This is a genomic window from Streptomyces rishiriensis (assembly GCF_030815485.1).
Lineage (GTDB): Bacteria > Actinomycetota > Actinomycetes > Streptomycetales > Streptomycetaceae > Streptomyces > Streptomyces rishiriensis_A.
This window is the reverse complement of the sequence record NZ_JAUSWV010000003.1, coordinates 1-24,969: the sequence shown is the minus strand read 5'-3', so window position 1 is coordinate 24,969 and position 24,969 is coordinate 1. Positions and strand designations below refer to the sequence as shown.

The window sequence follows — 24,969 nt, the reverse complement described above, 5'->3', positions numbered from 1 at the left end:
CGCGGCCAGGTCATGCAGGCCTGCCGGAGGGGTCAGGAAGACCGGCTCGGCGCGCTCGGCGGCGCGCTCGGCCACGTCCTGAATGCCGCCGTGCTCTGGACGGCCCGCCTGCCGGGACGGTGTGTCAGACCACGGCGAGCCGGTCCACCAGCAGCTCCACCCTCGGCCCGGTGTCCTCCGGCGGCAGCCGTCCCGACCGGGTCAGGGTCGCCACCCCGTGCAGGGACGCCCAGAACACCTCGGTGAACAGTCCCGGGGCGACGCCGTCCCCGGCGACCTCGCCCAGGCACTCCAGCAGCGCGGCGAAAGCGTCCTTGAGAGGTTCCGGGGTGTCCTCCTGCGCGTACGGGAGGCCGCCGTCGAGCTGGAAGATGGCGTCGTAGACCGCCGGGTTGCGGGCGGCGAAGTCGAGGTAGGCGTGGGCGAGGGCGTGCACCCGCTCGCGTGGGCCGTCCGCGGCGGAGGTCGCGGTCCGCACCGCCTCAGCCAGCTCGGTGGCGCCCTGGAGGGCGACGGCGCCGATGATCTCGCGTTTGCCGCGGAAGTGGCTGTAGAGGACGGGCTGGCTGTATTCGATGCGCTCGGCGAGCCGGCGGGTGGTGACCGCCTCCCAGCCCTGCTGCTCGGCGAGTTCGCGGGCTGTCGCCACGATGAGGCGCTCGCGTCCCGCCCGCTCGCGTTCCTTGCGTTCCTGTACCGACATGATCCGATTCTAGCACTGCTAGACAATCGAGCGGCAGTAGTACTAGCGTTGCACCATCATCTAGCAACGCTAGGTCCCTGGAGGGGTCATCATGCTCAGCGCACTCGAGGTCATCACCACCGTGGTCGTCGGCGTGATGGTGGGGGTGGAGTTCTCCGTCGCCTTCGTCATGAACCCGATCCTCAACGCCCTTCCGCAGGACAGCGGCCAGCTCGGCCACGCCCACGGAGGCCGGATGCTCGGCGCCGTGATGCCGGTCTGGTACATCGGCTCGCTCGTCCTCGTCGGTATCTGGGCTGTCGCCGGATGGCACCACCACGGCACCGGACTCGTCGTCACCGCCGGCGCCCTTCTGGTCCTCAGCGTGATCATGTCGATCCTGCTGCTCGTCCCGATCAACAACCGCAACAAGACGTGGACCCCTGACAACCGCCCCGCCGACTGGCAGCAGCAGCTGAACCGCTGGGGCCGCCTCCACTACGTCCGCGTCGCCGTCATCATCGCCGCCTTCGCCCTGCTGGTCGCCGCCCTCACCTGAGCCCACGGGCTCAACCCGCCCGGTCGTCAGCCGCAGCTCACGAAGACTCGCAGGGAGAAGACGATGTCGCTGAAGAAGACCAACACCGTCATGGCCGCCGCCTTCATCCTCTTCATCCTCTGGTTCGGAGGAGAGTTCATCCTGAGCCCAAAGACGACGGCGCCGGGCTTCGGCCTGCCGAGTTGGCCGTCCGGGGACGGCGGCGGCTTCCTGGTCATCAAGGGCATCCGCGACGTCGTCCTGGCCCTGGTCCTGGGCATCCTGCTGGTGACGGGCCACCGCCGGGCGCTGGGCTGGGTACTGCTGGTGGAGGCCCTCGCCGCCTACGGCGACATGACCACCGTGCTGGCCCACCACGGCTCCGTGGCCACCGCACTCGGCGTCCACGGCCTGACCGCGACGCTGATGGTCGTCAACGGCCTGCTGATGATGCGCGAGACCCGCACGGCCGCCGCCGCTCCGGCGACGCCCGCCCCGCAGCCCGCCTGATCCCATCGGACCAAGACGGCCCGCACCCCGGCCGGGCCGTCTTGACGCATGCCGCTGTTCGCGTGTCAGCGCGCCGGAAAGGCCAGACACGATTTTCCTCCGGTGAGCGACGACCTGACGGCAGAGGCGGCCTGCTGCACCGCTCGGCCTCGTCGCCGCGATGGCTCGGGTGACGAGCGGCACGGGTGATGAGCCGCGGCGCACATGCTCAATACCGGCCCGTCCAGGTTGTAGAGCATGTCCCACGTCGCCGTGGTCTACGGGTGACGTCGCGGTTGTCCCGTCTCGCCAGACGTCTCCCGGCCACGCCTGATCCCGGAGGTCTGGCTGCCCTGGAACTTCACTACCGGAGGCGGCCGCTTGTTACTCTTTCCGGTCATGCGAGCCCTCTTCCCAGGATCCTTCGACCCGGTCACTCAAGGACACCAGGACGTACTCCGGCGCGCCGCCCCCCTGTTCGACGAGGTCGTCGTCTGCGTGATGTTCAATCCGAACAAGACCGGCCGCTTGCCCATCACGGAACGGCTGGACCGGCTCCGCGCCGCAGCAACTGACTTGAGCAACGTCACGGTCGACTCCCACACCGGCGGCCTGCTGGTCGACTACTGCCGCCGAGGCGGAATCGACGTCGTCATCCGCGGAGTCCGCGGCGTTGCCGACCTGGACTACGAAATGCCGATGGCCCGCATGAACCACGAACTGGCCGGAGTCGAAACGTTCTTCATCGCTGCAGACCCCGCCCTGGCCCACATCTCCTCCACCCTCGTCACCGCGATGAGTCAACAGGCCCGCGTCCCCGACGTGTCCGACGCCGAAGGGCCCGGGCCCTGACGGACCGGACGTGGAACGGCAGCTCGGGGGCACGACCTGCGAGAGACCGTTAGCGCGATCTACGCGAAGTGGGAAACCGACGGGCGACGCACGCTCCCTTTCGCAGGAGCTACTGCAGCCATGGGCCCGGCGCGGGAACAGGGCCGGTTGTCGCGGTGACGGCCGGCCCTGGGGCTTCCCGCGCCGGGCGCGGCCTGCCCGCGGGCCCGGGGTGGGGTGTCCGGGACGTACGGGCAGCGGTCTACGCGGCCGGCGTAGCCAGTTCCCGCACGAGCTGATCCACATCGAGGGTCCGGAAGGAGTGCAGACGCCGGATCTGCTGGGAGGCGAGGAAACTGCTGATGTCGGGGTGGCCGTAGGGCAGAGGCGGCACTGGCTGCGCGACGGGCTGCACACCGTACGGGCCCATGCCGTAGAAAGTGCCGGTGACGCCGTACAGCGGTGCACTCTCCGCGAGGTGAACGGTCGGCCTGCCCTGCAGGTGGGGGCACACCCGCGCGGCCGTGCGTACATGCCGGGCACAGACAGGCGGCTGGTTGGTCAGCACCTGCGCCGCGTCGGGAGCCCGGTCGTGGGGGCCGGCAAGAAAGATCAAACCGAGCGGGGTGCGGGCGGGCTCTGCGCAGATCTGGCAGTGCAGGGCTTGCATGCACATCAACTGCCTGTATGGGTGCATGAGTTTCCACTGCGGACGCCCGGTCGGCTGCCCTCGGGCGTCAAGGGGGTTGAACGAGCAGCGCGCCCACAGCACGCCGCGGGGGTCGCGGTCGCGAGCGTCTTCGTCGAGGTAGTGCAGGTGGAGGCGGCCGTCGGTGTGCGGTAGGAGGATCAGGTTGTCGGGAGCTGCGTCCTCGCCCTCGCGCTGGGTGATGAACGGAACGAGACCAGGACCGACGGGCGGGGCCGGCGCGGATCGCCACTTGCTGGGGTCGGAGGGGCGGGGGCTGTAGGGGAGCGGGGGAGTGAACATGCCGCTGTCTTTCCAGGAGTCGAGGGTGACCAGGCGTTCGGACGCTGCGGTGACCGTCCGCGATCTGCCGGGGCTTGAGGCAGCTCTCATACACGTCGAAGGGGAGGGCGCAGCACTGAGGGAAGCTGAGCCTGGGCGGCCTGAACCTGAACCCGGTTCTTCCTGACGGCCAACGGCCGGTAGGGCCATCAGGGGGCGACAGGGACTGGCAGGGCAGCAGTTCAGGGTGCGGGCGAGAGCGCGGAGACCGTGACCCCGATCACGAAGCCGCAGGACGCGGAGATCATCACGTGAGGAACGGTCGGGTGAAACGGGCCAGCCAACTGGTGAACTTGCGCCACACGCAGGCGGCGTAGGCACGGGTGCCCTGTCCCGCCCGAGGTCTACCACGAGCGCCGCCTTGTGCGCGTGTGGCGAACTTGGGCTCGGTCATTGGGCGGCCTCGCTGATCAACTCGGCCCAGACCTGCTTGCCTGAGCGATATAGCTCTGTTCCCCAACGTTCAGTGAGGGCATCCACGAGGAGCAGTCCGCGGCTGTTCGTGCTGAGGGTGTCGGCGGGCGCGGCGGGCACGGGAGGCATGGGCGTGGTGTCGGTGACGCCGATCAGTACGGATCGCTCTCCTGTGCGCCGGACGGCGATGTGGATGCGGTAGCTGTCGGTGTGCGTGATCGCGTTGGTCACCAACTCGCTCGCCACCAGGGTCCCGGCATCGCTCAGGCACTCCAAATGCCATACGGACAAAGCCGTTTCGACGAGCCGGCGGGCAGCTTCGGCACTCTGCTTTGCGGCGGGCAGCTCCTGGCAGTATCCGGGGCGGTGCCCTTGGGGACGCGACTTCGTTAACGCGATCATCTGGACCTCGAAAGGGTCGGTGAACGACGGCCTGACCCAGTCAACCGCCGCCTTCGGCAGCAGGGGAGGAAAGATCCTGCGGGTGTGCAGCGCGGCCCACCGGAAATTTCCCGCCTCCTCGGCAACTGACGAAGCACCAGTGGCTACGGTGGGTACATGGAGGGGAACCCGCGTCTCGGTAGCGCGTTACGGCAGAGCGGCCTTACCCAGGCCGAGTTGGCCGACAAGGTGAACGCTCACCTCATCAGAGCCGGGTACGAGGGAACGGTCGGGGACCGTACGGTCCGTAACTGGATCACGGGCAAGACCCGGTGGCCGCACCCTCGTCAGCGTGAGGCGCTGGAGGCAGTATTCGGCTGCATTGCCCAGGAGTTGGGGTTCTTTCCTCCGGCTCCAAGAAGCCGCTGCGCGAAAGCTTCGGAGAACCCCGTGAGACGCAGGAACTTCCTCACCGCTACCAGCGCAACGAGCGCTGCTGTTGCCACACCCCTACTCGGGGCTCCGCCCCGAGTAGGAACCTCTGACGTGCTCCGACTGCGCAACGGACTGGATGCGCTGATGGAACTGGACGACGCCCGGGGAGGCCACGAGGCCCTCGAAAAGGCCGCGCTGGCCGGCGCAGCCGAAACCCTGAACAAGCAGAAACTCGCAGCAACCCAAAGAATCCGGTTACGGCTTTTCTCCATCGCCGCCGACTACACCGCCACCGCGGCTTGGAGTGCTCTGGACGCACGCAAGGGTGAGCGGGCCGAGGCTCTGCTGGCCCGCGCTCTATACCTCGCCGGAATGGGGCAGGATCCCGTCGCGGAACTGCGGGTATGGAACTCCTGCGCCATGCTCGCCCACCAGCGTGGGGGCCACGCCGAGGCCGTCGACTCAGGCCTGGCCGCCCAATCGACAGCGATCATCAGGCGCGACCCGTTCTTCGCCTCCCTCGCCCACGCACGAACGGCCATCGCTCACTCCAACCTCGGCGACCGCCAAGCCGCCCTGCGCTCCCTGGGCCGCGCCCAAGAGTCACTGGCCAAGGCACGACCGCAGGAGCCCCGCCCCTCCTGGTCGGCCTTCTACGGAGCGGCCGAACTGACAGCCATCTGCGCCATCGTGCGCGACCGCATCGGAGACAGCGCCGAGGCTGAGGCCGCCTCGCACCAAGCTCTAGGCTCGATCCCAACACAGTTTCGCAGGAACCGTGCCCTTGCTACAGCACGGCTCGCCCTCGCCCAGCTTCACCAGCGCGAGATCGACCAGGCATGCGCCACGGCATCGAAAGCCCTCGAGCTGATGGCGGGCACGCCGCTGCCAGGACGAATGAGGTTCCTTCTCGGCGATTTCCACCGCGACTTGATCACCCTCGCGCCGACCGCGGGGGTTGCCCAACGATGGGCAGACCGCTACCGATGCGAATGGAGCCGAACTTGAGCGCCCCCCAACTGGTCATCCGGCGCTTCGCACACGAAGACCTCCCCCAGATCCGACAGGCCCTGATAGACATCCACGCCGACGCCTACGCAGACGCCATGGACGACCAGTTCAACCAGCGCTTCCCCTGGTTCGTCGACCACTGGGGAGGCAACCCTGGCTTCGCCTGCGTCGTTGCTTTCGATGGACAACAACCCGTGGCTTTCGCCTACGGAGCACCCGCCACGCCTCACCGCGAATGGTGGCGGGAGCACATCGAGGAGCCCCCCGACAACCACGCGACCTTCGCCTACTCGGAACTAGCGGTGCGGACCACTCACCAAAAGACAGGAACAGCGAAACTGGTAACGAAAGCCCTCCTCGACGAACGGCATGAGGACCTGGTGGTCCTCCTCGTCGACACCGAACACCCGCGAGTACGGGCCTTGTACGAGTCCTGGGGCTTCCGACAGGTCGGTGTGCGCCAACCCTTCGCCGACTCACCGCTCTACGCCGTCATGCTGGCCGAACTACCCCTACGCTAGCCACTGACAGAGGAACCCAGACGAAAACCCCGGCAGCAAGCCCACACCCTGATAGCACCCCGGCAGAAGGGCCGTCGCCCAGAACGGCGAGACTGACGGTGGCCGCAGCACGAAGGGGAAGGGCCAGCACTTCTTGCCCTGCGGCTCGTTCCTGACGACCTGCTGCCCTGCGGCCACTTCTCCGGCGTGGTGGCGGTCAGGTACTGGCTTACGGGTGTCGGCGGTGACGGGTCGCCACTGGGAGAGGTCCAGGCAGCTGGAGAGCATCGCCTTGGGCGTTTTTCTATCCAGATCGGTACCGGTGACTCTCGACTCCGACACGACGACCGGGCCGATGTAAATCCGGCCGCGGCCGTGGGCCTACTCAGCGTCGCTCTCCGCGCTGGCCCGCGCCTCGGAGGCGGCATAGCCCTTCGGTCCTTCAGCGGTGCCGTCACGGTCAGCATAGAAGCCTGGCATCTCCTGCCAGTAGCCCCGATAGATCTCGAGCGCGGTCTCCTTTGCTATGACTTCAGGATTCGCCGACACAGTCGATGCGGGGGGCGGTTGGCTTGCCCCGGCCCGCATCCGTGCCCGTCCGGCCGCAGGCTGCTGAGTGGTGGCTGCGCAATCACCCCACCGCCGACCGCGCAGAACGGGCGGCGGGTGGCGGCCGTGCGCAGCCCTTCCGTCTTGCGCAGTCGGAAGGGTGGCTGCGCAAGACGGTTGCGCAGTCGGTCCCGCCGCCGACTGCGCAGGACGGGGCGGTGGGTGGGCATGCGCAGTCGGATCGGTAGTGGCGTCGTACTGGTGCCCTGGTTGTGCGCAATGGTCTGCGCAACGCTGTGACCTGCGCTGGTCGGGCCTGTGGTCGGGGTTCCGATCTCCGTGGTCGGGCCTGTGGTCGGGGGTGTTGCGCAGACCACGAGCGGGTGCGCAATCGCCTGTTGCGCAACACTTGCTGCGCACCCGGCGACAGCACCAGCGGGTCCAGCCAGCCGACCCGGCGCTCGAAATCCCATATCTGGCGCCGTTGGGGTGCGGCCGGGTCTGCGCAACGCTGTGACCTGCGGTGGTCGGGCCTGTGGTCGGGATTCCGATCTCCGTGGTCGGGCCTGTGGTCGGGGGTGTTGCGCAGACCACGAGCGGGTGCGCAATCGCCTGTTGCGCAACACTTGCTGCGCACCCGGCGACAGCACCAGCGGGTCCAGCCAGCCGACCCGGCGCTCGAAATCCCATATCTGGCGCCGTTGGGGTGCGGCCGGGTCTGCGCAACGCTGTGACCTGCGGTGGTCGGGCCTGTGGTCGGGATTCCGATCTCCGTGGTCGGGCCTGTGGTCGGGGGTGTTGCGCAGACCGCGAGCGGGTGTGCAATCGCTTACGGTGCCCCGCCTTCTGCGCACCGTCTACGGCACCCGTTAGCCCAGCCAGCTGACCCGGCGTTCGGGGTCCGGTACGGGGCGCCACACAGCTGCGGCGGGTCCGTGCTGGAGCAGGTCGGTCATCGGCGCGGCGAGCACGGTCACTTCCCGAAGGAAGAGGGCCACCGAGAGATCCACGTCAGCCGACGCGTGCAGGGCACGGAGACGGTTGTCGATGCCGGCGGGGCCGGTACCGTCCAGGACGAACAGCAGCCGTGGGAAGAGCGGATAGTGCCGCCGCCATTCCTCCTGGACCGCCTCCACCGCGCGGCGCCGGCCGACTGGCACGGGTGCGTACTGGTGGAGGCGGGCGTAGGCGCGGAGCTTCGACGCGAGGCGTTCGGGGCCCATGGTCGCCCGGTCGACCTCAAGGAACGCCCGCAGCATCGAACCCTCACCACCATTACGGCTGCCGCGCTGGTAGTAGAGCAGCGCGTCCGGGATGACCGCCTCACCGCCCCCGATGGGGTGGTGGACTTCCGGCAGGAAGTCCAGCGGCCGGCACACCTCCCCACGGCGGCGCGCGTCCAGCAGGAACTGCAGCCCGGTCTCGGTGACGGTCAGGGTGTGGCTCACCCGCAGCCGCGCCGCTATCGGATCCGACACCAGCCGCGGCGGCCGCCGGCCCCGCAGCTCCGGCCACTCCCCGGCGACCTGCACCCCGTACGCGGTGGCGAACCATACCCGGGTACGCCCCGCCTGCGGCAGGGTGATCCGGTCGACCAGGCCCTCGGCACGGAGTTTGGCCAGCCGCCGTCTGGTCTGCTCGATCCGCACCCGGGAGCGGTGATCAGATGCATTTGCTCGGTGGTGGCCATCCGGTACTGCACCAGCACCGCCAACGCCAGCCGGTCCCCGCCGCCGGCATCCACATCCGCCCTCGTTCTTGTCATTGCCAGAACTCCCGTATGTCACAGCGCGGTACGGCCTTGTGCGGTACCGCGCGTACGGCTGAGCGCATCAGGCGGCCCCGACCACACCACCGACCGTCAGGGCCCGACCACGGTCACAGTGCGACAACACTGCCCCCGACCGGGCCGGTGTCCCCGCCGACAACCCCTCCTACAGCGGCACATGACCAGTAGCCACGCGTCAGCATCACCGCAGGTCACCACAACGTTTTCAGCGTGGTCGGGACCCCGACATCCCCCTCAGCACACCCCAACACCCGAGTCCAGGAACAGAAAGAAGGGACGGGTGGGTGGGCGCGCGGTCGGGGGATCGGGGCGGCCGGAGGTTGCTTGCGCGTCGGCGGGGCCTCCGCGCACGCCCCCGGCGCGGCCCTGAGAGGGCCTGAGGGAGCCGCAGACGACGGCTGCCACAACGGGGAGCGGGGCGGGTCAGGCATCCCGAGCCGCCGCGGCGTTGATGCCTAGCTGTCCAGGGAGCCGTTGCTGCTCAGGATGCAGATCCGGACACCGGATGCGGCGGTTTCCATCCGGTGTCGGTGCGGACGTGGCCGACGTAGTCGGTGGCGGGGTCGATCAGCTGGCGAGCGGTATCGTAGTGGCGGTCGTGTCATGCCGAACTCCGAGGAAGGGGCGGGCGTGTTCTCCGCCGTTGTTGACTTCGACGAGCAGGGGGCCGGGCCTTTCGCCCTGGTCGTCGATGTGGACGGGCGGAATACCGATGCTGGGGCCCCACCGGACGCAGCGCATCCAGGGCTCCAAGAACACCACCGACCCCCAAGTCCCCCTCTTCCTTACCGCTTGGGCGGACTTCGCCCGTACACCGCTCAGGACTGCCCCTGACATGATCGGAACGGTTTTTAAGAGCGACGACGTGCCCAAGGAGCACCGGTTCGACTACTGGGGCGAGTTGATGCACCGGGCGATCGCGCCCAGTCACATGAGCAGCCTGTTCGCCGATGACTTCTGGGCGGAGCAGCGGCTGCTGGAGCTGGGCCCGGTGCTGGTGTGGCCGACGTCGCACCTGCCGACGGGGTTTCGGCGTACCGAGAAGCTGGTGCGGCAGTCCGACCCGGAGATGTACCACCTGTCGCTGGTGCTCGGCGGCGACTTGGGGTTCGAGCATGTGGGGCGGGCCGAGGCGTACGGGCCAAGCGATCTGTGGGTGAGCGACACGTCACGGCCGTACGAAGTGCACCTGCCGGCCGACGCGGTCCGCCAGGTGAACAGGGGCGTGGGCGTGGACTTCCCCAAGGCACTGGTGCCCCTGCCCTCTGCCCGCATTCAGCAGCTGCTGGGGCGGCGGCTGCCGGGGCAGGAGGGGGTGGGCGCCCTGCTGACGGGCTTCCTCACCGGTCTGGAGCAGCAGGCCGACGCCCTCCAGCCGGCCGACGCACCCCGCCTCGGCACCGTCCTGATCGACCTGCTGTCCGCCTGGTTCGCCCAGGTGCTGGAGGCGGAGGACGCGCTGCCGCCGGAAACCCGCCAGCGGGCTCTGACGACGCGCGTACGGACATTCATCCGCCAGAACCTGCACGACCCCGAGCTGGCACCGCCCGTGATAGCAGCCGCGCATCACATCTCGCTGAGCTACCTGCACCAGATCTTCAAGGAGGACACCCCCGGCGAGACGGTCGCGGCCTGGATCCGCATCCAGCGCCTCCAAGGCGCCCGCCGCGACCTGGCAAACCCCAACCTCAGCTCCACGCCCATCCACACCATCGCCACTCGCTGGGGCATGGGCCGCGCCTCCGACTTCGGGCGAGCCTTCCGGAGCGCGTACGGAGTGTCGCCCATGGAGTACCGCGCAGGGGGTACAGGCGAGGGCGGCGCGCGATCGGTGGGGGTCAGCTGATGCGTAGAGCGCGGTTCCACGTGAGGGGGCTGCCCCCGACGGCTTCGAGGCCAGCCCCCTCACGTGGCTTCCTCGGCCGGCTCACGCTCTTTGGCAGCAGGCTGCGCCGGGGACGGCCGAAACCCTCGTGACCTTGTGAAACGCGAGGCCCGGACAGACCGGAGCCCGCACAAGAGGGTGCTCACGACTCCTCGTACAGCGTGCTAAGGGCTTGTCGAGCACCGTCCCCGTCAGCACCGCTGGTCGGGCAGCGGCTCGGCGTTGGTGTCGGTCTGTGCGAGGCGCTCGACCGGCTCGGACACCCGGTCCCGCACGATCGTCACGACGAAGTCCACGTTGCTGCTCCCGGGCGGAAGGTGGCCTCTCCGGCGTGGACGCATTGCATAAGGAACCGTGGACGGAGTGCGCACGACAGCTGTTCAGCTCCCTGGCAACCTCAATTACGCGCAGCCCTCCCCCCCCGGATCACCCAATCCCTCCGGGGGAGGAGGGATGACCGATTGAGGCGCAGGGAAACCGAATCCTAAAGAACGGGAATCCAAAAGTGCGTACGACGCGAAGAATAGTTACAGCTGCAACGACAGTGGCCGCTTCGGTGGCAGCATTGCTCGCCTTTGGTACGCCAGCCCACGCCACTACTACCACCTTCTGTAACGCCCCTTATTCTTACGCACCTGGATGTTTCTACTCGACAGGCGACAAATTCACTGTTCAGGACTTGCGCGCTGATGGAATGCGCGCTGTCCTCGTGTGGCTAACGGATTACGGACGCAGCGGCGAATGCCACGACGCGAACGGCGCCAACAACCCTCCCACGACATGCGATGAGGACCTCGCAGAAGGGCACACTGTGACCTTCTGGACAGTTCTGCGGAACGGTGCCAACGGCGCGGATACGTGGGAAACCGAGCCCATGGTGGCATGGACATCCGGCCGATAGGGACGGTTATACCAGGCTTGGCCATCGGCACGATTTTTTCTGCGCTGACTAGTACAAGTTTCCGTGTCGATAAACCCCTTCACTACAGAGATGCTCTGCATCTCTGTAGTGACCTGAGGTGGATTTTCACGTCTAAGGTGCTGTGAATCCGCATCGAAGCTCCGGTTGGTGCAGGTGTGGTCCGTCCGGTCCGAGACGTCCAGCCACGATGGCCACTGGGGAAGATCGCCGCGCAGGTCCCGGTGGAGCGTCAGCGCGGAGTCGGGGTCACGGCCCGCTTCGACGGCCGCCCGGAGGTCCGCCTGACGGAAAAGCAGGTGCAGTTCGGTGGTGGCGTCCGTCGGCCGCAGGTCCGCCCGGAACTCCACGGCGCCGGACGAGCGCGCCTTCTCCATGACCCAGCGCAGGAACGCCACGGAGGCCCCGCGGCCGGCGGTCCTGCAGGAGTCACGGCGGACCAGGCGGCCCGAGCCTGCCCGTCCTGCGGGGTCATAGCATGGGTGACCTAATGTCGAAGACCGGCATACAAAGGTGCTCTTTCGAATTGTCCCCCTTGTTGTCTTTCGGAGACATTCTGGAGCTGCGATTATTCCGCTCCATCGCCGGGGTGCCCATCTCCTTTATGGGGCATTGCGGCCGGTTTATGCGGCCCGATCGCCGTAGAGGTCAGTACGTGCGACTCTTGTGAGTCTCGGGGTCTGCCGCAGACCTGTCGCCCTTCCGGGCGCCCCCAACTGCCCCCACAAGCGCCTTGGCGCACTGTCAAGTCATCCAGTATCGTGAATTCTCCTGCATTCGCAGGCGCCGTAGTTAATTCCGACAGGAGAATCCATATGGAGCGGGCTAATATCCGCGCCGTGCCGTTCTCAGCTAAGCGCTCGGGAATCTACCCTCAGACTTGGGGGCAGCAATGGATGTGGGAAGAAGTGGTGGCCTGCGGCCCGGACCTCCACCACCTCAATATAACCGAACTGGTACCCGTGACTGGCGCCCTGACAACAGAAGATGTCTGCCAGGTGCTACGGACTCTTGTAGAGCGCTATGAGGTGTTACGGACAACATTTCGGCTAGGCGGCGCCGGGGAACCTCAGCAGGTCGTCGTCGGCCACGGGCAGTTGTTCCTGGAGATCTATGACATCGGACGCGGCAACGAGGAGTGCCTGGATGGTCTGATCGCACGTATGGACGACTTCCGGTTCGCGGCGGAAGACGTTTTCCCCATCAAGTTCTGCATCGTTGTTCGAAATGGACGCCCGGAAGCCGTCGTCTTCGGATTATTTCACCTGGCCGCGGACGGATGGTCCCTACCCCTCTTGTTCGCCGAACTGAAGGAAATGCTCGGCTCTCCCGGGGCTCCCCGCCCGTCGGCAGCTCCAGGGGGGCTGGTCACCCAGCCCGCAGATCTCGCGCTTCGAGAGGGGCAGTCGGAGGGCAGGGAGCACGCCAGGCGCTCCCTGCGCTACTGGATGGCCAAGCTGCCGGAGTGCCCACCGGCGATGCTCCCGGATCAACGCCGGGTTCCGGAGTCACATCGCTTCCAGAACTTGATCATGAAGTCACCGGCCATGACCGCCGCGAACGAGGTTATCGCCGCACGACACAAAGTCAGCCCCCAGACCGTGACACTGTCGCTTGCGGCCCTCCTTCTCGCGGCTTGGTCCGGAAACCCTCGAAGCGGGTTCACCCTATATTCCGCCAACCGCACGCGAGGCCTTTCGCACCCTTCGCTCGGCACCCTAGTGCAGGATGTTCCGATATGCCTCGACGTCGACAGGACGACGTTCTCCCAGGTCCTCCGAGGCGCTTGGGCAGCTGCACTACCCGCCTACCGCTGGGGCCGATACGACCCCGCCGCGGTGAAGACGGCGGTGCGGGAGATGCGCACCCTCGGCCGTTGCGAAGCGGACCTGTCCTGCACACTCAACCTGGGAATGATGCAAAGCAATCCCAGCTCCCCCCAACGCCCCCGGGGGCCGCTGTCTAAAGATCCCGCCGACCTCCTCGGTCTCACGACGGTCAGCACGATGAGGGGACTCGACCGCGACCGGCCCGGGAGACGCTTTTATCTGACCGCCGACTACTTCCCTGACGAGACGTGGATAAAGCTGCGAGCCGATACAGCAGTTATTTCTCCGGACGACATGAAGTCCTTCCTCCACGCGTTGGAATCCCTCGCCGTCCAAGCAGCGGTCGACGGAACAGCGAATAGGGAAGTCGCAGGCAAGATCCTTGACGCCTACCCGACAAATCGATGGTGAGGTTAACCGATGGTGAGGTTCCCCACCTACTGTGGAGACCGCGCCGGGAGGGACAGTTGGGGTCATGGCATCAAGAGCGCCTCTACGATCCGCAGTTCCGCGAGGGGGCGGTACGGATTGTGACGGAGACCGGGAAGCCGACCCCGGAGGTGGCTGCGGATCCGGGCATCCCTTCCGGGACAAGTGACGCCTTCGGCGACGGCGTCATCCTCTACCCCGAAGAGGAGGCGGTCATAGCGCGGGCCGTGGAGAAACGGCGCCGCGAGTTCACCGCAGTTCGGGGCTGCGCGCGGCTCGCCATGGAGAAGCTCGGCTGGCGCCGCAGCCGGTTCTGCCCGGCCAGCGTGGCGCACCGCGCTGGCCCGACGGGCTGGTGAGGCACCCACGTCCCAGCGCCCGGTGCCACGCTCGGCACACCAGCCCCAGCGCCGCGCAGCGCGCCTTGTCGACGACGGCACCAGACCCTGGCCTCCTCCAGCTGCCTGAGCTGCCCAGCAACCCCAGCAGACAGCGCGGCCCAAGAACTCCCTATGGCTGGGCGCTCTACATGGCTAGTTGAGCGTTCGTTCCCCAGCCCGTCCCTCACCCCACGTCCCGCCGGACGAGCACGTGCGCGATCGGCTCTCCACTGCGCTGCGCGTGCGTCATCCGTTCGCGTACCTCACGCAGGGTCCTGGGGCGATATCCAGGCCCGCCGCAGCAGCTCTTGTGAAACCCCACGCCGACGTTCAGCAGCACCGTCAGTGTTCGCCACGCCGCGACATCCCGCCGCCGGGGCGCGGCGAACGCCGAACCTGCGTGGATCAGCGGCTCCGCACAGCGGGGACAGGTCCGCTGTCGCGTTCTGTCGTAGGGCTGCTTGTAGGAGGTCCGGCAAGAGAGGCAGACGTACGAGGTCTTCGCGTGAGCCATGCGCTCAACCCTAGAGATCTCCCTGGGGACCGACCAACGTATTGAACAGATCGAGGGGCCAGGCAGGAGGGTCGGAACGCCCTCCAAACCCAACTGACCAACTCGAACGCTCAGCGGCCAACTGACGTGCTGCCCGACCACAAAGCAGGTGCCTGTGACTGAGCATTCGATTTGGCGAGTCGAACAGGGTATAGGTGCGCGTTGTCGATGTCGGTTTGGGCACTGCCGAGGATGCCCGGTAGCCTGCGGCCGCTGTGACGTCCTGGACATCGCCGTGCGTTGCCAGTGGGGCTGGCCCCAGTAGAACGCTGGGGACCCGGAAGGCGAGGACGTCCGCGCCGCCTCCATCGGACAGCTGTCCGTGGTCTACGTGATCAACCGGCTGACCTGGAGCCTGTCCGCCCTGGACGTTGTCTGGATCGTGTATTCCTTGCCAGTCAGGCGGCCGTAGCTCATCGCCTTGTGCTTGGAGGCGCTGGCTTCCCGCTTGGTGCCGTCCAGCGCGACGCGGCCCATCTTGACCGTGCCCAGTTTCTGCGCCAGGGGCAGCGACTGCAGGAACAGACCGGCGAGCGCGGCCAGGTGGCGGCGGCGGAACCGGGAGATCGAGCGAAAGTCCGGAGCCTGGTCGGCGGCCAGACAGCGGAAGGCCACATCATTGGTGCACTTGCGCACGATCGCCCGCGACGAGCGCACTCCGGTGGTGTACCCGTAGACCAGAAGCCAGACCATCAACCGCGGGTCGTACGGCAGGAACCCGCGCTTCTCGGCGTAGGACGCCAGGATCGGCCCAGGTCGAGCACCTCGTCGACCAGTTCGGCCACGAATCGGGCCAGATGCCCCTCGGGCAGCCACTCATCCAGTGACGGCGGCAGCATCAGCATCTGATCGGGGACGAACGCCCGGAAGGTCTTCTTCACCGCCACCGTCGGCACGGTCTCCACCAGACATACCAGGTTCTCCCATATGGAAGATCACGAACAGGAGGCGGTCGCCTTGGACTCCCTTGAGGCGGAAGCCCGCTCGCCCCATCGGCAGCGGGTCCCACGTGACGGAGGTGAACTCGGCGCAGCAGGCGAACGCTCTTCACCAGGCATGGGAGACCGACCACATGCAGGCCCCGGTGCTGGTCGACGTCGACGGCAAGGCCCGCAGACCGTGGATCACCTGGTTCACCGACTGCGCGACGAACGCGATTACCGGCGTCGCCGTCACGCCGGTGCATCCGTCGCGGGAGTCGGTGCTGTCCGCACTGCGCTCCGCGGTCCTGCGCGAGGACCCCTATGACCACCCCTATGGCCCCTTCGGTGGCCTGCCGGAGAAGGTGCGTGTGGACCGTGGCAAGGGCTTCCTGTCCAGGACGGTGGCCGTTGCATTCGATCTTCTGGACGTGACGGTGGAGGACCTGCCCGCCTACACCCCCACCTCAGATGCGCCGCGCACCTCGAGGTGTTCCAGCTGCTGGTCGGCGTCCGCGTCCAGCAGCCAGCGTCCGTGGCTAAGGCAGACCGATGCCAGCGTGGCAGGTAGCGCACCGCCCGCAGCGCCTGTCCGGTGCGCCGCGGGCGGTGCACAGCCGGCAGCCGAACGCGGCCGGACCCGCCACCGTGCCGGACCCGCCACCGTGCCGGCCGCCCGCCACCGTGCCTGTGCCACCCCGGCCTCCCGACCGGTGCTGATCTTGGGGTTGTCCATGGTGAAGGCAGGCAAAGCGCGCGCTAGTACCTTGGGCTCCACCCTGCACAGCTCGGCGAGCACCCGCCGCCCGGCACTGTTGAGGACGACCTCCGTGTCCGCCCGCGCACCGCCGCCGTCGTGCCCGGCGGGGGAGTTGCGGCATGTCCACAGCCGCAGCACACCGGCGGTCGGGAGACCGTAGCGGGCCGCCACACGGCTGATCAACGATGCGGTCAGCTCCCCGGCCAGCGGCACGGTCCGCAACACCCCCGCTGCCACACCACACCCCCGATGCCGTTTCCCTGCTGCTGCTCAGCGTTCAGCCATCACAGCCAGCCCGCGGCCCCTGCCTGGGTGGCTCGCGTTCGGCGGGCTGGCCAGGATCCGAGGACCGATGCACAAGGCTAGAGGTCACCGCCCAACTTGCCGCCCTCGCCTACCGCTGAGTCACAAAGCTGGTGCTGGGCCTGCGGCTGGCGTCCGGTTAGTAGTCGAGGTCGAGGTAGTCGATGTCGTTGAGGGTGACGTCGGTGAGTCCGGTGGCGCGGGTTCCGTTGTCCTGGAAGTACACGTCTTTGAGTCCTTCGGCGATGATCTGGCGCATCTGCTGGTCGCTGGCTCCGGTGTTGCGGGCGTCGAACAGGCGTTGTGCGTAGGTGGGGGGGAGGTGGACGGTGAGTCGGCGGAAGCGTCCGTCGTCGGTGGTGCCGATGGGTGCGGTGTATCCGAACCGGGCCCGCGTCTCCACCGTGACCCCACCGGTGGTGGCGGCCTGCCGCTGCCTGCGTTTGCGTACCTGGGGCTGCCAGCGTTGCCGTACGGCGTCGTCGATTTTTGCGGCGACGTCGGCGCGGGCGTGTTTGCGGGCGCCGCGCCGGTAGCGGTTGACGGAGTCGGCGGTGACACCGATCTCTTGCGCGACGGCCTTCGCGCTGCCCAACTGCCGGATCAGGTAGCCGATCTGGCCTTTCAGTGTCTTGGGTGGCTGGCGGGTGAACGCTTCCCTGTCGGCCCGCTCGATGGCGTCCTCGATCTCTGCCACAGCTCAGCCCTTCTCGGCGGTTGGGTTTTGGCCGTCTGTGTCGGCCGGCGGGAATCAGGTCCGGTGTGTGTGGCGCAGGCGGGCGGTGGCGGCGAAGTGCCGGCCGCGCTGGGCACGCGTGGCGGTACTGCGGGGCTGTTGGACGGCCCGGCGTCTGCGCAGCTGCTGTGCGGCCCGCAGCGACGGCGCGGGGCCGGTGTCGGGCACGGCGTTACTCTCCTTCGTCCTGGACGGCGTCGCCGCCCTTGATGTGGCGGGCGGGGTTGTAGCCCTGTTCCATGAGGTCGACCGCCCACAGCATGGTCTGGACGCCTTCGAGCTTGGCCAGGCCCGGGGTGGGTCCGAGGCGGAAGCCGCCGGGCTGCGGTTTGCCGGACGCGGCGTACGGGAGGAAGTCGAGCGGGCTGTCGCCGGGGGAGGGGTAGACGACGCAGTCGGAGAGTACGGCGAGGGGGTACAGGCCCGTCATCCTGGCCATGTTGGTGAGTTTGCGGTGCATGTTGACCCGCGCCTTGGAGATGACGGCGGCACGGATGTCGGGACGCCAGGTGGGGCGCTGGAGGGCCGGCCACCGCTCGCCCTCCTTGTAGCGCTTGCCCTGCGGGCGCTCGCGGAGCTTGCCGATGCCGCCCTTGACGGTCGCCTTGATGGCGGCCTGGACGGCCGCCATCGCGGGGTCGGCGTCCTTGTGCCGTTCCATCGCCGCGAGGAAGGCGCGGTCGTCCAGGTCCCTGGTGACGCCGAGGTCGGCGAGGGTGTCGACGTAGGCGTTCTTCAATCGGTCGTGCCACGGGTCCAGATACGCGCCGGTCTCGCGGCGCAGGTACGCCTCGATCGGGGCGACGTTGTAGCCGAGTTCCTGGGCGTAGGCGACGGTGTGCGTCTGATACCAGGCAGGCCCCGTCGGGCGGGTGCCGTCCGGGGTGAACGGCGACGGCAGACGCGGGTCGACCTCCACGTGGGACAGATCGACCAGCCAGGAGCCGGGGATCTTCGGGTTGAAGGCCGGGGCGTGGAAGTGGTCGGGCGCGCTCAGGCCGACGACCAGGCGGGCCGCGGCGGCGAGGAAGGCGGTGTTGAGGTCCAGGCCGACCGCGTACGGCAGCGTGCACTCCTCATCGCTCAGCAGGCTGACGTCGCGCACCCACTGGTAGGCCTCCTCGTTCAGGAACCCGCCGCTCCAGCCGCTGTCGACGACGACGGGGTGCTCGGGGGTGGCCTCCGGCGGTGCGGGGTCCATCGGCTCCGTCCCCAGCGAGCCGGGGTTGTGGCCGGGCACCCAGTTTCCCGTCTGCGGGTCCTGCACCGCGCGGGTGGGCGGCCGCAGCGCCGTCATCAGCTCCAGCCCGGACACGGCCGTCGACCCGCGCGGGGTGATGACCCGCTGGGCATACACCCCCAGGACGCGGGCGATGTCGGCCGGCTCCATCTCCGCCACCCCGGGCCAGGACCGCTCGTCGAGGGCGTCCCAGGACAGGACCGCCAGCTGCACACACTGCCGCTCACGCCCCTGGACCTTGCGGTAGATCCTCGCCCACGGCCCGAATCCGCGCTGGGTGAGCCGCCACTTCGCCTTCACCACCTGCTTGACCACCGGATGGTCCTCCGGCAGCCGCAGGGAGCGGCGCTGCTCGTGGCCCTCCAGGCGCTCGGGGAGTCCGAGTTTCACGGCGGCCGCGGCGGTGAGGACGATCAGCGGGTCGGAGTCCTTGCCGTTGCGGTGCAGGCGCGGCGCGCCGAGGCCGGACTCGTGCAGCGTCCACTCCACCAGCTCCACCACGCTTGTCGCGGGGCAGTCGAGCACGATCCCGTCGACGCCGTACGCGCTGCCGTCACCGTCCAGGACCGCGAGGGGGCCGTGCGGGAAGCGCGGGTCGGCTGCGGGCTGCGCCGCCTTCTTCGCCGCCGGCCGCCGTGATGCCGCGGCCGGCCGGGCGCTGGCGGGGCGCGCCGGCGCCGTGGCTGGAACGGCGGGAGCCTGCGGGGCGCTTGACGGTTCCACCCCGGACGCGGCCGGCTCAGCCGGCGCCGTCGCGGCAATCGAGACCGCCGGAGCTGCCGGGGAGGTGCCGGGGGCGGGATACTTCGCCGCCCATCCGTTGAGCAGTCGCTGGTAGGCATCCAGGCGCGGCGACTTCGGCTCGCTGCGGCCGTTCTCCCAGTTCTTCACCGACTGGGTCGTGGTCTTCAGCGCGGTGGCGAGGCGGGCCTGGGTGATCCCGGCGGCCTCCCGCAGCCGGGCACGCTCCGCCGGAGGCGGCAGATGCGGCTCCTCGTTCAGCAGAGCATCGACGGACGCGAACAGCTCTTCCTCAGATGCCATGACCGCACCTTCTTCATCCGACAGGAACGTCGCTTATCTATAAACTTACCCTATGGTTTAGCCCGCAATGCCCAGCCCCGGAGCACTGTTCCCTCATGCCGCTGGTCGCGAAACCGAGAGCCCGAGCTGGTGGTAGCGGACCCCGCGTCGCGCATCGGCGTCCCTGCCTGCTGCCACACCCTCGCGACTGCTTTCCCCGGGCTCCCGCCCCCTCAGTCCCGTCGTCATGAGGGCATGGCTGCCAGCGCTCACACATCGGTGGCGTCGACGACCTCGCGCTGTACCGGGAGAAGTTCCGGCGTAGCCGGCCCCACTCGTGGAATTGTGCGGCCGCCGGCCCGAATACAGGCTGTCAGGCACTCGGGCCGGTGCGCACGAAGAGGCAGAACGGGTGGCCCGCCGGGTCGCACAGGACGCGTACATCATCCTGAGGCTGGAAGTCCGTCATCGTCGCCCCCAGGGCAAGAGCATGCTCGACAGCTGATGACAGATCGTTCACTTCGATGTCCAGATGCATCATCATCTGCTGCTCGGACCGTGTGGACGGCCACCGCGGGCGGGTGAAGAGCGGCTCTGTCTGGAACGAGAGGCCGGCACTGCGGTCGGGCGGAGCGATCTCAACCCAGCCGGGTTTCTCCTTCCATATCGGCCACCCGAGCAGGTCCTGGTAGAACTGCGCCAACTCGCGGGCGTCTGGTGCATCGAGAGTGGTCGCTGCCAGCGTGAAAAGCGGTTGAGCCTGCATACAGTGCTGCTGCCCCAACGGCCCCGGATTTCCTCCACCGAACCCGAGTCACGGACACCGGGCATCGGCCGCCGACCACCGACCGCGGCGCGGCACAAGACGCGATCTGCCCATCAGCGGCGGCCCACGGCCGGGCGTCGTGCCGCGGTTGTCGTGGTCAGCTGAACGTGTTGCAGCTGGCGACGCGGCCGGAGCGGTAGCCGGTGGAGAACCATTGCTGGCGCTGGCTCGCGGAGCCGTGAGTCCAGGCGTCGGGTGTGACCTTGCCCTGGTAGCGCTGCTGGATACGGTCGTCTCCGACGGCGGCGGCCGCGTCCAGCCCGCGATTTATGTCGTCCTCGGTCAAGTCGGTGATCAGTGGCTTACCGCTCTTGGGGTCGGGGGTGGTGGTGGCGTGGTGGGCCCACACCCCGGCGTAGCAGTCCGCCTGCAACTCGAGTTTCACCGAGCCGCTGTTCTGGCCCTTACCGCTGCCCCGGGAGATCGTTCCGCTGAGGTCCTGGAAGTGGTGGCCGTATTCGTGCGCGATCACGTAGGCCTCGGCGAACGGGCCGCCCTTGGCGCCGAACTCGCTGCTCAGGTCGTTGAAGAAGCCGAGGTCGAGATAGACCTTGTCATCGGCTGAGCAGTAGAAGGGGCCGACGTCGGAAGTCGCGTTCCCGCAGCCGGTGTTCACACTGCCGGTGAACAGGAACGTCGGGGCCTGCTGGTAGGGATTGCCGGCGGCTGTCTCCGTCTGTTTCCAGAAGGCCTGCACGCTGTTGACCACGGCGACGATCCGGCACTCCTCCTTGTGGTTGGCGTCGGCACCGGTCCGGCAGTCCGCCGCGAGGTCCGCGGCTGATGTGCGGGACGAGGAAGTGTCGCTGCTGCCCGAGCCGAACATGCCGGGGTCGACACCGAAGTACACGGACGCGACCAGCACCACGAGCCCGACCAGTCCTCCGCCGATGGTCTTCCCGCCGCCCGGGATCCCGCCCAGCGCACCTCCCCGCCCGTCCGTGACCTCGGACGTGTCCAGAGCAGCATCGTCGTCGAATTGCATACGTTGGCCCTCCCTCAAGCAGCGCGCCGGATCGCCCCGTGTCGTCCCGCTCGCCTACCCCGTACGAGGACATCCCCCTCCCGCCTGTTCTTCGTGCACACCCGCCAGGTTCCTGAGGGCGCGATTCGCGAGGAGGATGACGGACAGCTGGCCGACGGACAAGATGCGCGCATCCTCGCCCTCAAGGTCGCCTTCGTCCCATTGCGGGAAGCCGCATGGGCTTCCGGCCGCGGCGTCCAGGACGTCCCACCGTCTGCTCCGCATGCGAGCCCTGCCGCTGGCCGCCCTGCACGCCACCTCGACGCCCGGGCACCATCGTCAGGCGCGATGTGGGCGCGACCCCGAAGGGTCCGAGCTCACCGACGTGCAGCTACCCGACGGCATGTACGTCGCGGGACTCACGGACCGCCACGTGGCCAACGCACACCCGTGGAGGACCCGCCACACGACGTGCCCTCAACGCGGTCACTGACCTGGACCTGCCGACAGCACGAAACCCCGGATGATCACGACCCGGGGCTTCACAGTGCACTTCTCTTGACCGCCAGGCTCAACGACCGGCCGCGGCCAGCGTCACGCCCACTCCAGTCCGAGGCCAGCCAGCGCCTCGAGCTTGTCGGCGCTCAGCTTGGCGCGCCTGGTCTTGGTGTTGGTCAGCCATACCCCGAGCCGGACCTCGCTCCCGTCGTCCAGCCGTTCTAGGTGCCCCCTAGGCACTGTCAGGTGCCCTTCCCGTGCCTTGTACTGCGCCAGGGCCGCAACGCCGCGCTCGAAGGCGCTCACGGGGGCCGTGGACGGCTTCGCGGAGGGTACCTCCGGCTGCGGGGCGGGCGGTGTGATGCCGAGCTGTTCCAGACGTTCGCGCTGCCCGTCGTGAAGGGACTGCCAGACCTCGGGCTTGCGCTGTCGGGCCAGCCACTTCCCGATGTCCATGCCGTGGACCGTGAACCCGGGCAGAACCTCCGCCTGGCCCTCTTCGTCGGTCACCAGCTCGCGCAGCGCGACGTAGTGCCGCTGCCACTCCGCCGGCCACGCCGGGTTCCAGTCCTCGTCGATCTCCTTGAGCGCAGTCTCCCAGTCCGGGTGCCCCTCGAGCGCGCCTGCGCGGCGCAGGTTGCTCAACCACTGTCCTACCGGCCTGTCCAGGGCCACTGCCGACCTCGGAGCACAGAGGGTCCAGTGGTCTTCGTAGTAAGCCTTCGCGGCCTCCAGATTCTCCTGAAACCGCTCATCCGCGACGGACCACACCATGCCGAGCTGCTCCAGCCGGCGTGCGCGTTGGCCGGTCATCTGTCCGGCTGCGTAGGCGCGTCGTTGTTCTGCGATCCATTGGCCAAGTGGTGTGGCGCCCTCGCGGTGTCCGTAGGGCACGCGGGCGTTCCCCTCGCGTTCGACGTACGTCTTCAGTTTCGCCCAGGCGCGGGCCCAGTCCTGGCGTTCGGTGTCGATCACGTTGAAGGAGACCCAGTCGGCGACCATCACCGGGTCGCGTGGGGCGGCGAAACGGAGCAGCAACCGTGATTCGGCTTCTCCTTCCCCGGGGGGCCTGCCGATGTTCACGGACGGTTGGGCGACATCCTTCTGCGGCTCCTGCGGAATGGCGAGCAGCTCGACGGCTTCTTCATCGTGAGCGCGCAGACCTTCCAAGACTTTCACCAACGGCCGGTATGACCCGGAGGTGAACATGTCCTCCGGCTTTTCTCCCGGCTGGAGAAATACCGGCACGATCAAAGAGGCGAGCTTGCCCTGTCCCGGCTTCTGGCGGAGTGCCCGGCCGATGGCCTGGACGATGTCGTGCGGCGCTCCCTTGGGGTCCAGCAGGGCAACTGAATCCACGCTTCGAATATCGACACCCTCGCCCAGGACACGGCAGTTGGAGAGCACAGCGCGCTGCGCCGTAGACCCGAACGAACCCAGAACCTCCCGCCGACGCTCGGGGACATGCTCCCCGCACAGCCAGTCCGCCCAGATCCGAGCCGGGTACGCCTCGGGCTGGTCGGCGTGCAACTTCACCGCCACGCGCTCCAAGCCCTCCGCGTACGCCTGCGCCTCGATCGTCCGGTGATGGAAGGTGATGCACGTCGACAGGTCATGCTGCGCCATCGTGTGCAACAACGCCGCCTGCAAGGCTCCGAGCCGCTGCCCCCGCACCTCCTCACTGCGCCGCTCCTCACCCATCAGCCGCTCGGGCGTCACGACCGGGTCCTTCAGCTCCAGCACGATGATCTGGTACCGCGCCAACAAGCCCCGTGAGACGGCAGAGGCGAGCGAGAGCTTGTACAGGACAGGTCCGAAGACCTCCTCGTCGTCCATGGACGCCGCCATCTCCCGCGGCAGCGGATCCCGAACCCCTTCGGCGACCTCCCGGCTGAGCCGCTCCTCCCAGATCCGCGGTGTGGCCGTCAGGTACAGCCGCCGGTACGCCGGGATGACGGCCTGGTCGTGGATGTCCGCCCACGCCTTACCCATCGAGCCACTTGTCCTGTGGGCTTCATCAACCACCGCGAGGTCTAGTGGATCAAGCTTCTGACCGTAGACACCCTCGAACGCCTCCCCCAGGACACCCAAGCTGGCGTACGTCGCGTAGATGGTGACCGGCCCCTGGCCGTGCCACAGCGCCAACTGGATCGGGTTCGTCGTGGAGCGCACCCTCAACGACCACAACTCCGGGTCGTCCTGGAGCGAACACACCGCAACCGCCGGCCCCTTGTGCCCAGCCTCGTGCCACGCCCTCACCGTCTGCGCCAGCAGATCCAGCGTCGGCACCAACACGAGCACACGCCCCCTGGGCACAAGCCGCCTCGCCGTCGCCGCCGCCATGATGGTCTTCCCCGTCCCACACGCAGCGTGCACCTGCCCACGAAGACCATTCCGGGGAATACCATCCGGCGGAACATCAAGACCCCGCACAATGGCGGCAACGGCCTCGATCTGGTGATCACGCAGCTTCACGGCCATGCCCCGTGCTCTCCTTTTCTCGGAATGCAGCGCGTAATAACAAATGGAATCCAGGCGCAAGGTGCGCGGCGGTAGGGGTATAGCATCTGATCCCAGACTCTACACAGTAACAACTCGTGATGCATCACCCGCACACCAACTTCGCGTCCGAGGGTGGCACAGTGATTTAATCTCACTCACGAACGGCCGGTTGCCCTGTATACTGACAGGCCATTGGTGAACATGTGGGGACAGGTTAGACAGTGGGGGAAGGGGTCAGGGTGGAGCGCAGCGGAACCCGTCACTACAGCGAGGCCAGCACCGCATGAGACTGACGATCCGTCACATAGGTTGCAGAGGTGGTGGCTGGGAATCCCAAGCCCCACACAGTCCCGCGCGTGATGCACCCTCCTCTTGCTGCCAGCCCCAGGAATCCCGCTTGCGGGATTCCATCAATTCGCGCTTGCGCGAATTGACACGTATTCAGAATTCCGCTTGCGGAATTCGATTCCCGCGCTTGCGCGGGAATCCGGCGGAGCGTCAGCGGAGCCGTTCCCTATGCAGCGCGCCAGCGCTGCATATCCCGCTCCGCGGG

The 24,969-nt window shown here is 67.9% G+C and carries 20 protein-coding genes and 2 pseudogenes; 9 read left to right on the top strand and 13 right to left on the bottom strand.

Annotated features, from left to right (window positions below):
• Positions 1-124: 124 nt before the first annotated feature.
• Positions 125-703 carry a TetR/AcrR family transcriptional regulator gene (locus QF030_RS39960; RefSeq protein ID WP_307167889.1) on the bottom strand — a complete coding sequence of 193 codons (579 nt, stop codon included), beginning with the start codon at positions 701-703 and terminating at the stop codon, positions 125-127.
• A 91-nt stretch (positions 704-794) separates the two neighbouring features.
• Here QF030_RS39960 and QF030_RS39955 point away from each other — a divergent pair, with 91 nt between their 5' ends.
• From QF030_RS39955 to coaD, 3 genes are all read left to right on the top strand, one after another.
• The gene (locus QF030_RS39955; protein WP_307167888.1) at positions 795-1,241 is read left to right on the top strand and encodes a DUF1772 domain-containing protein; all 447 of its coding nucleotides are present in this window, start codon (positions 795-797) and stop codon (positions 1,239-1,241) included.
• Between the two features lie 63 nt (positions 1,242-1,304).
• On the top strand, positions 1,305-1,730 hold the full coding sequence (locus QF030_RS39950) for a DUF4267 domain-containing protein (protein WP_307167887.1): 426 nt from the start codon (positions 1,305-1,307) through the stop codon (positions 1,728-1,730).
• Positions 1,731-2,108: 378 nt separating this feature from the next.
• On the top strand, positions 2,109-2,561 hold the full coding sequence (coaD, locus tag QF030_RS39945) for a pantetheine-phosphate adenylyltransferase (protein WP_307167886.1): 453 nt from the start codon (positions 2,109-2,111) through the stop codon (positions 2,559-2,561).
• Positions 2,562-2,802: 241 nt separating this feature from the next.
• Here the strand turns inward: coaD and QF030_RS39940 are convergent, their stop codons facing one another.
• Both QF030_RS39940 and QF030_RS39935 read right to left on the bottom strand, forming a co-directional pair.
• A complete protein-coding gene (locus QF030_RS39940) occupies positions 2,803-3,621 on the bottom strand; it encodes a hypothetical protein (protein WP_307167885.1) in 819 nt (272 codons plus the stop codon).
• Positions 3,622-3,960: 339 nt separating this feature from the next.
• A complete protein-coding gene (locus tag QF030_RS39935) occupies positions 3,961-4,386 on the bottom strand; it encodes an ATP-binding protein (RefSeq protein ID WP_307167884.1) in 426 nt (141 codons plus the stop codon).
• A gap of 525 nt (positions 4,387-4,911) precedes the next feature.
• Here QF030_RS39935 and QF030_RS39930 point away from each other — a divergent pair.
• On the top strand, positions 4,912-5,808 hold the full coding sequence (locus QF030_RS39930) for a hypothetical protein (protein WP_307167883.1): 897 nt from the start codon (positions 4,912-4,914) through the stop codon (positions 5,806-5,808).
• On the top strand, positions 5,805-6,332 hold the full coding sequence (locus QF030_RS39925) for a GNAT family N-acetyltransferase (protein WP_307167882.1): 528 nt from the start codon (positions 5,805-5,807) through the stop codon (positions 6,330-6,332). Before QF030_RS39930 ends, QF030_RS39925 begins: the two co-directional genes overlap by 4 nt.
• A gap of 1,397 nt (positions 6,333-7,729) precedes the next feature.
• On the opposite strand, the gene QF030_RS39920 is transcribed toward QF030_RS39925, so the two are convergent.
• Positions 7,730-8,509: a replication-relaxation family protein gene (locus QF030_RS39920; protein WP_307167881.1), complete on the bottom strand. Its 780-nt coding sequence runs from the start codon at positions 8,507-8,509 to the stop codon at positions 7,730-7,732.
• Positions 8,510-9,484: 975 nt separating this feature from the next.
• Between QF030_RS39920 and QF030_RS39915 the strand changes: the two genes are divergently transcribed.
• On the top strand, positions 9,485-10,495 hold the full coding sequence (locus tag QF030_RS39915; RefSeq protein WP_307167961.1) for a helix-turn-helix domain-containing protein: 1,011 nt from the start codon (positions 9,485-9,487) through the stop codon (positions 10,493-10,495).
• A 762-nt stretch (positions 10,496-11,257) separates the two neighbouring features.
• Here QF030_RS39915 and QF030_RS39910 read toward each other — a convergent pair.
• A complete protein-coding gene (locus QF030_RS39910; protein ID WP_307167880.1) occupies positions 11,258-11,851 on the bottom strand; it encodes a hypothetical protein in 594 nt (197 codons plus the stop codon).
• Positions 11,852-12,268: 417 nt separating this feature from the next.
• Here QF030_RS39910 and QF030_RS39905 point away from each other — a divergent pair, with 417 nt between their 5' ends.
• Complete coding sequence (locus QF030_RS39905; protein ID WP_307167879.1) at positions 12,269-13,693, top strand: condensation domain-containing protein; 1,425 nt, start codon at positions 12,269-12,271, stop codon at positions 13,691-13,693.
• Between the two features lie 149 nt (positions 13,694-13,842).
• Positions 13,843-14,066, top strand: a pseudogene (locus QF030_RS39900) (4'-phosphopantetheinyl transferase); the annotation flags it as partial.
• A 209-nt stretch (positions 14,067-14,275) separates the two neighbouring features.
• Here the strand turns inward: QF030_RS39900 and QF030_RS39895 are convergent.
• Both QF030_RS39895 and QF030_RS39890 read right to left on the bottom strand, forming a co-directional pair.
• Positions 14,276-14,605, bottom strand: coding sequence for a deoxyxylulose-5-phosphate synthase (locus tag QF030_RS39895; protein ID WP_307167878.1), 330 nt, complete (start codon positions 14,603-14,605; stop codon positions 14,276-14,278).
• 372 nt (positions 14,606-14,977) lie between these two features.
• Positions 14,978-15,525, bottom strand: a pseudogene (locus tag QF030_RS39890) (transposase); the annotation flags it as partial.
• 128 nt (positions 15,526-15,653) lie between these two features.
• Here QF030_RS39890 and QF030_RS39885 point away from each other — a divergent pair.
• Positions 15,654-16,484 (top strand): integrase catalytic domain-containing protein, encoded by an 831-nt coding sequence (locus QF030_RS39885; protein ID WP_307167877.1) that lies wholly within the window; start codon positions 15,654-15,656, stop codon positions 16,482-16,484.
• Positions 16,485-16,766: 282 nt separating this feature from the next.
• On the opposite strand, the gene tpg is transcribed toward QF030_RS39885, so the two are convergent.
• From tpg to QF030_RS39855, 6 genes are all read right to left on the bottom strand, one after another.
• Entirely contained in the window at positions 16,767-17,324 is a 558-nt protein-coding gene (tpg, locus tag QF030_RS39880) for a telomere-protecting terminal protein Tpg (protein WP_307167876.1), read from the bottom strand.
• Between the two features lie 54 nt (positions 17,325-17,378).
• Positions 17,379-17,531 (bottom strand): hypothetical protein, encoded by a 153-nt coding sequence (locus QF030_RS39875; protein WP_307167875.1) that lies wholly within the window; start codon positions 17,529-17,531, stop codon positions 17,379-17,381.
• A 4-nt stretch (positions 17,532-17,535) separates the two neighbouring features.
• On the bottom strand, positions 17,536-19,647 hold the full coding sequence (tap, locus tag QF030_RS39870; RefSeq protein WP_307167874.1) for a telomere-associated protein Tap: 2,112 nt from the start codon (positions 19,645-19,647) through the stop codon (positions 17,536-17,538).
• Positions 19,648-19,999: 352 nt separating this feature from the next.
• Entirely contained in the window at positions 20,000-20,392 is a 393-nt protein-coding gene (locus QF030_RS39865; protein ID WP_307167873.1) for a VOC family protein, read from the bottom strand.
• A gap of 157 nt (positions 20,393-20,549) precedes the next feature.
• Complete coding sequence (ypfJ, locus tag QF030_RS39860; RefSeq protein ID WP_307167872.1) at positions 20,550-21,437, bottom strand: KPN_02809 family neutral zinc metallopeptidase; 888 nt, start codon at positions 21,435-21,437, stop codon at positions 20,550-20,552.
• Between the two features lie 573 nt (positions 21,438-22,010).
• Positions 22,011-24,395 carry a DEAD/DEAH box helicase gene (locus QF030_RS39855; RefSeq protein WP_307167871.1) on the bottom strand — a complete coding sequence of 795 codons (2,385 nt, stop codon included), beginning with the start codon at positions 24,393-24,395 and terminating at the stop codon, positions 22,011-22,013.
• Positions 24,396-24,969 lie beyond the last annotated feature (574 nt).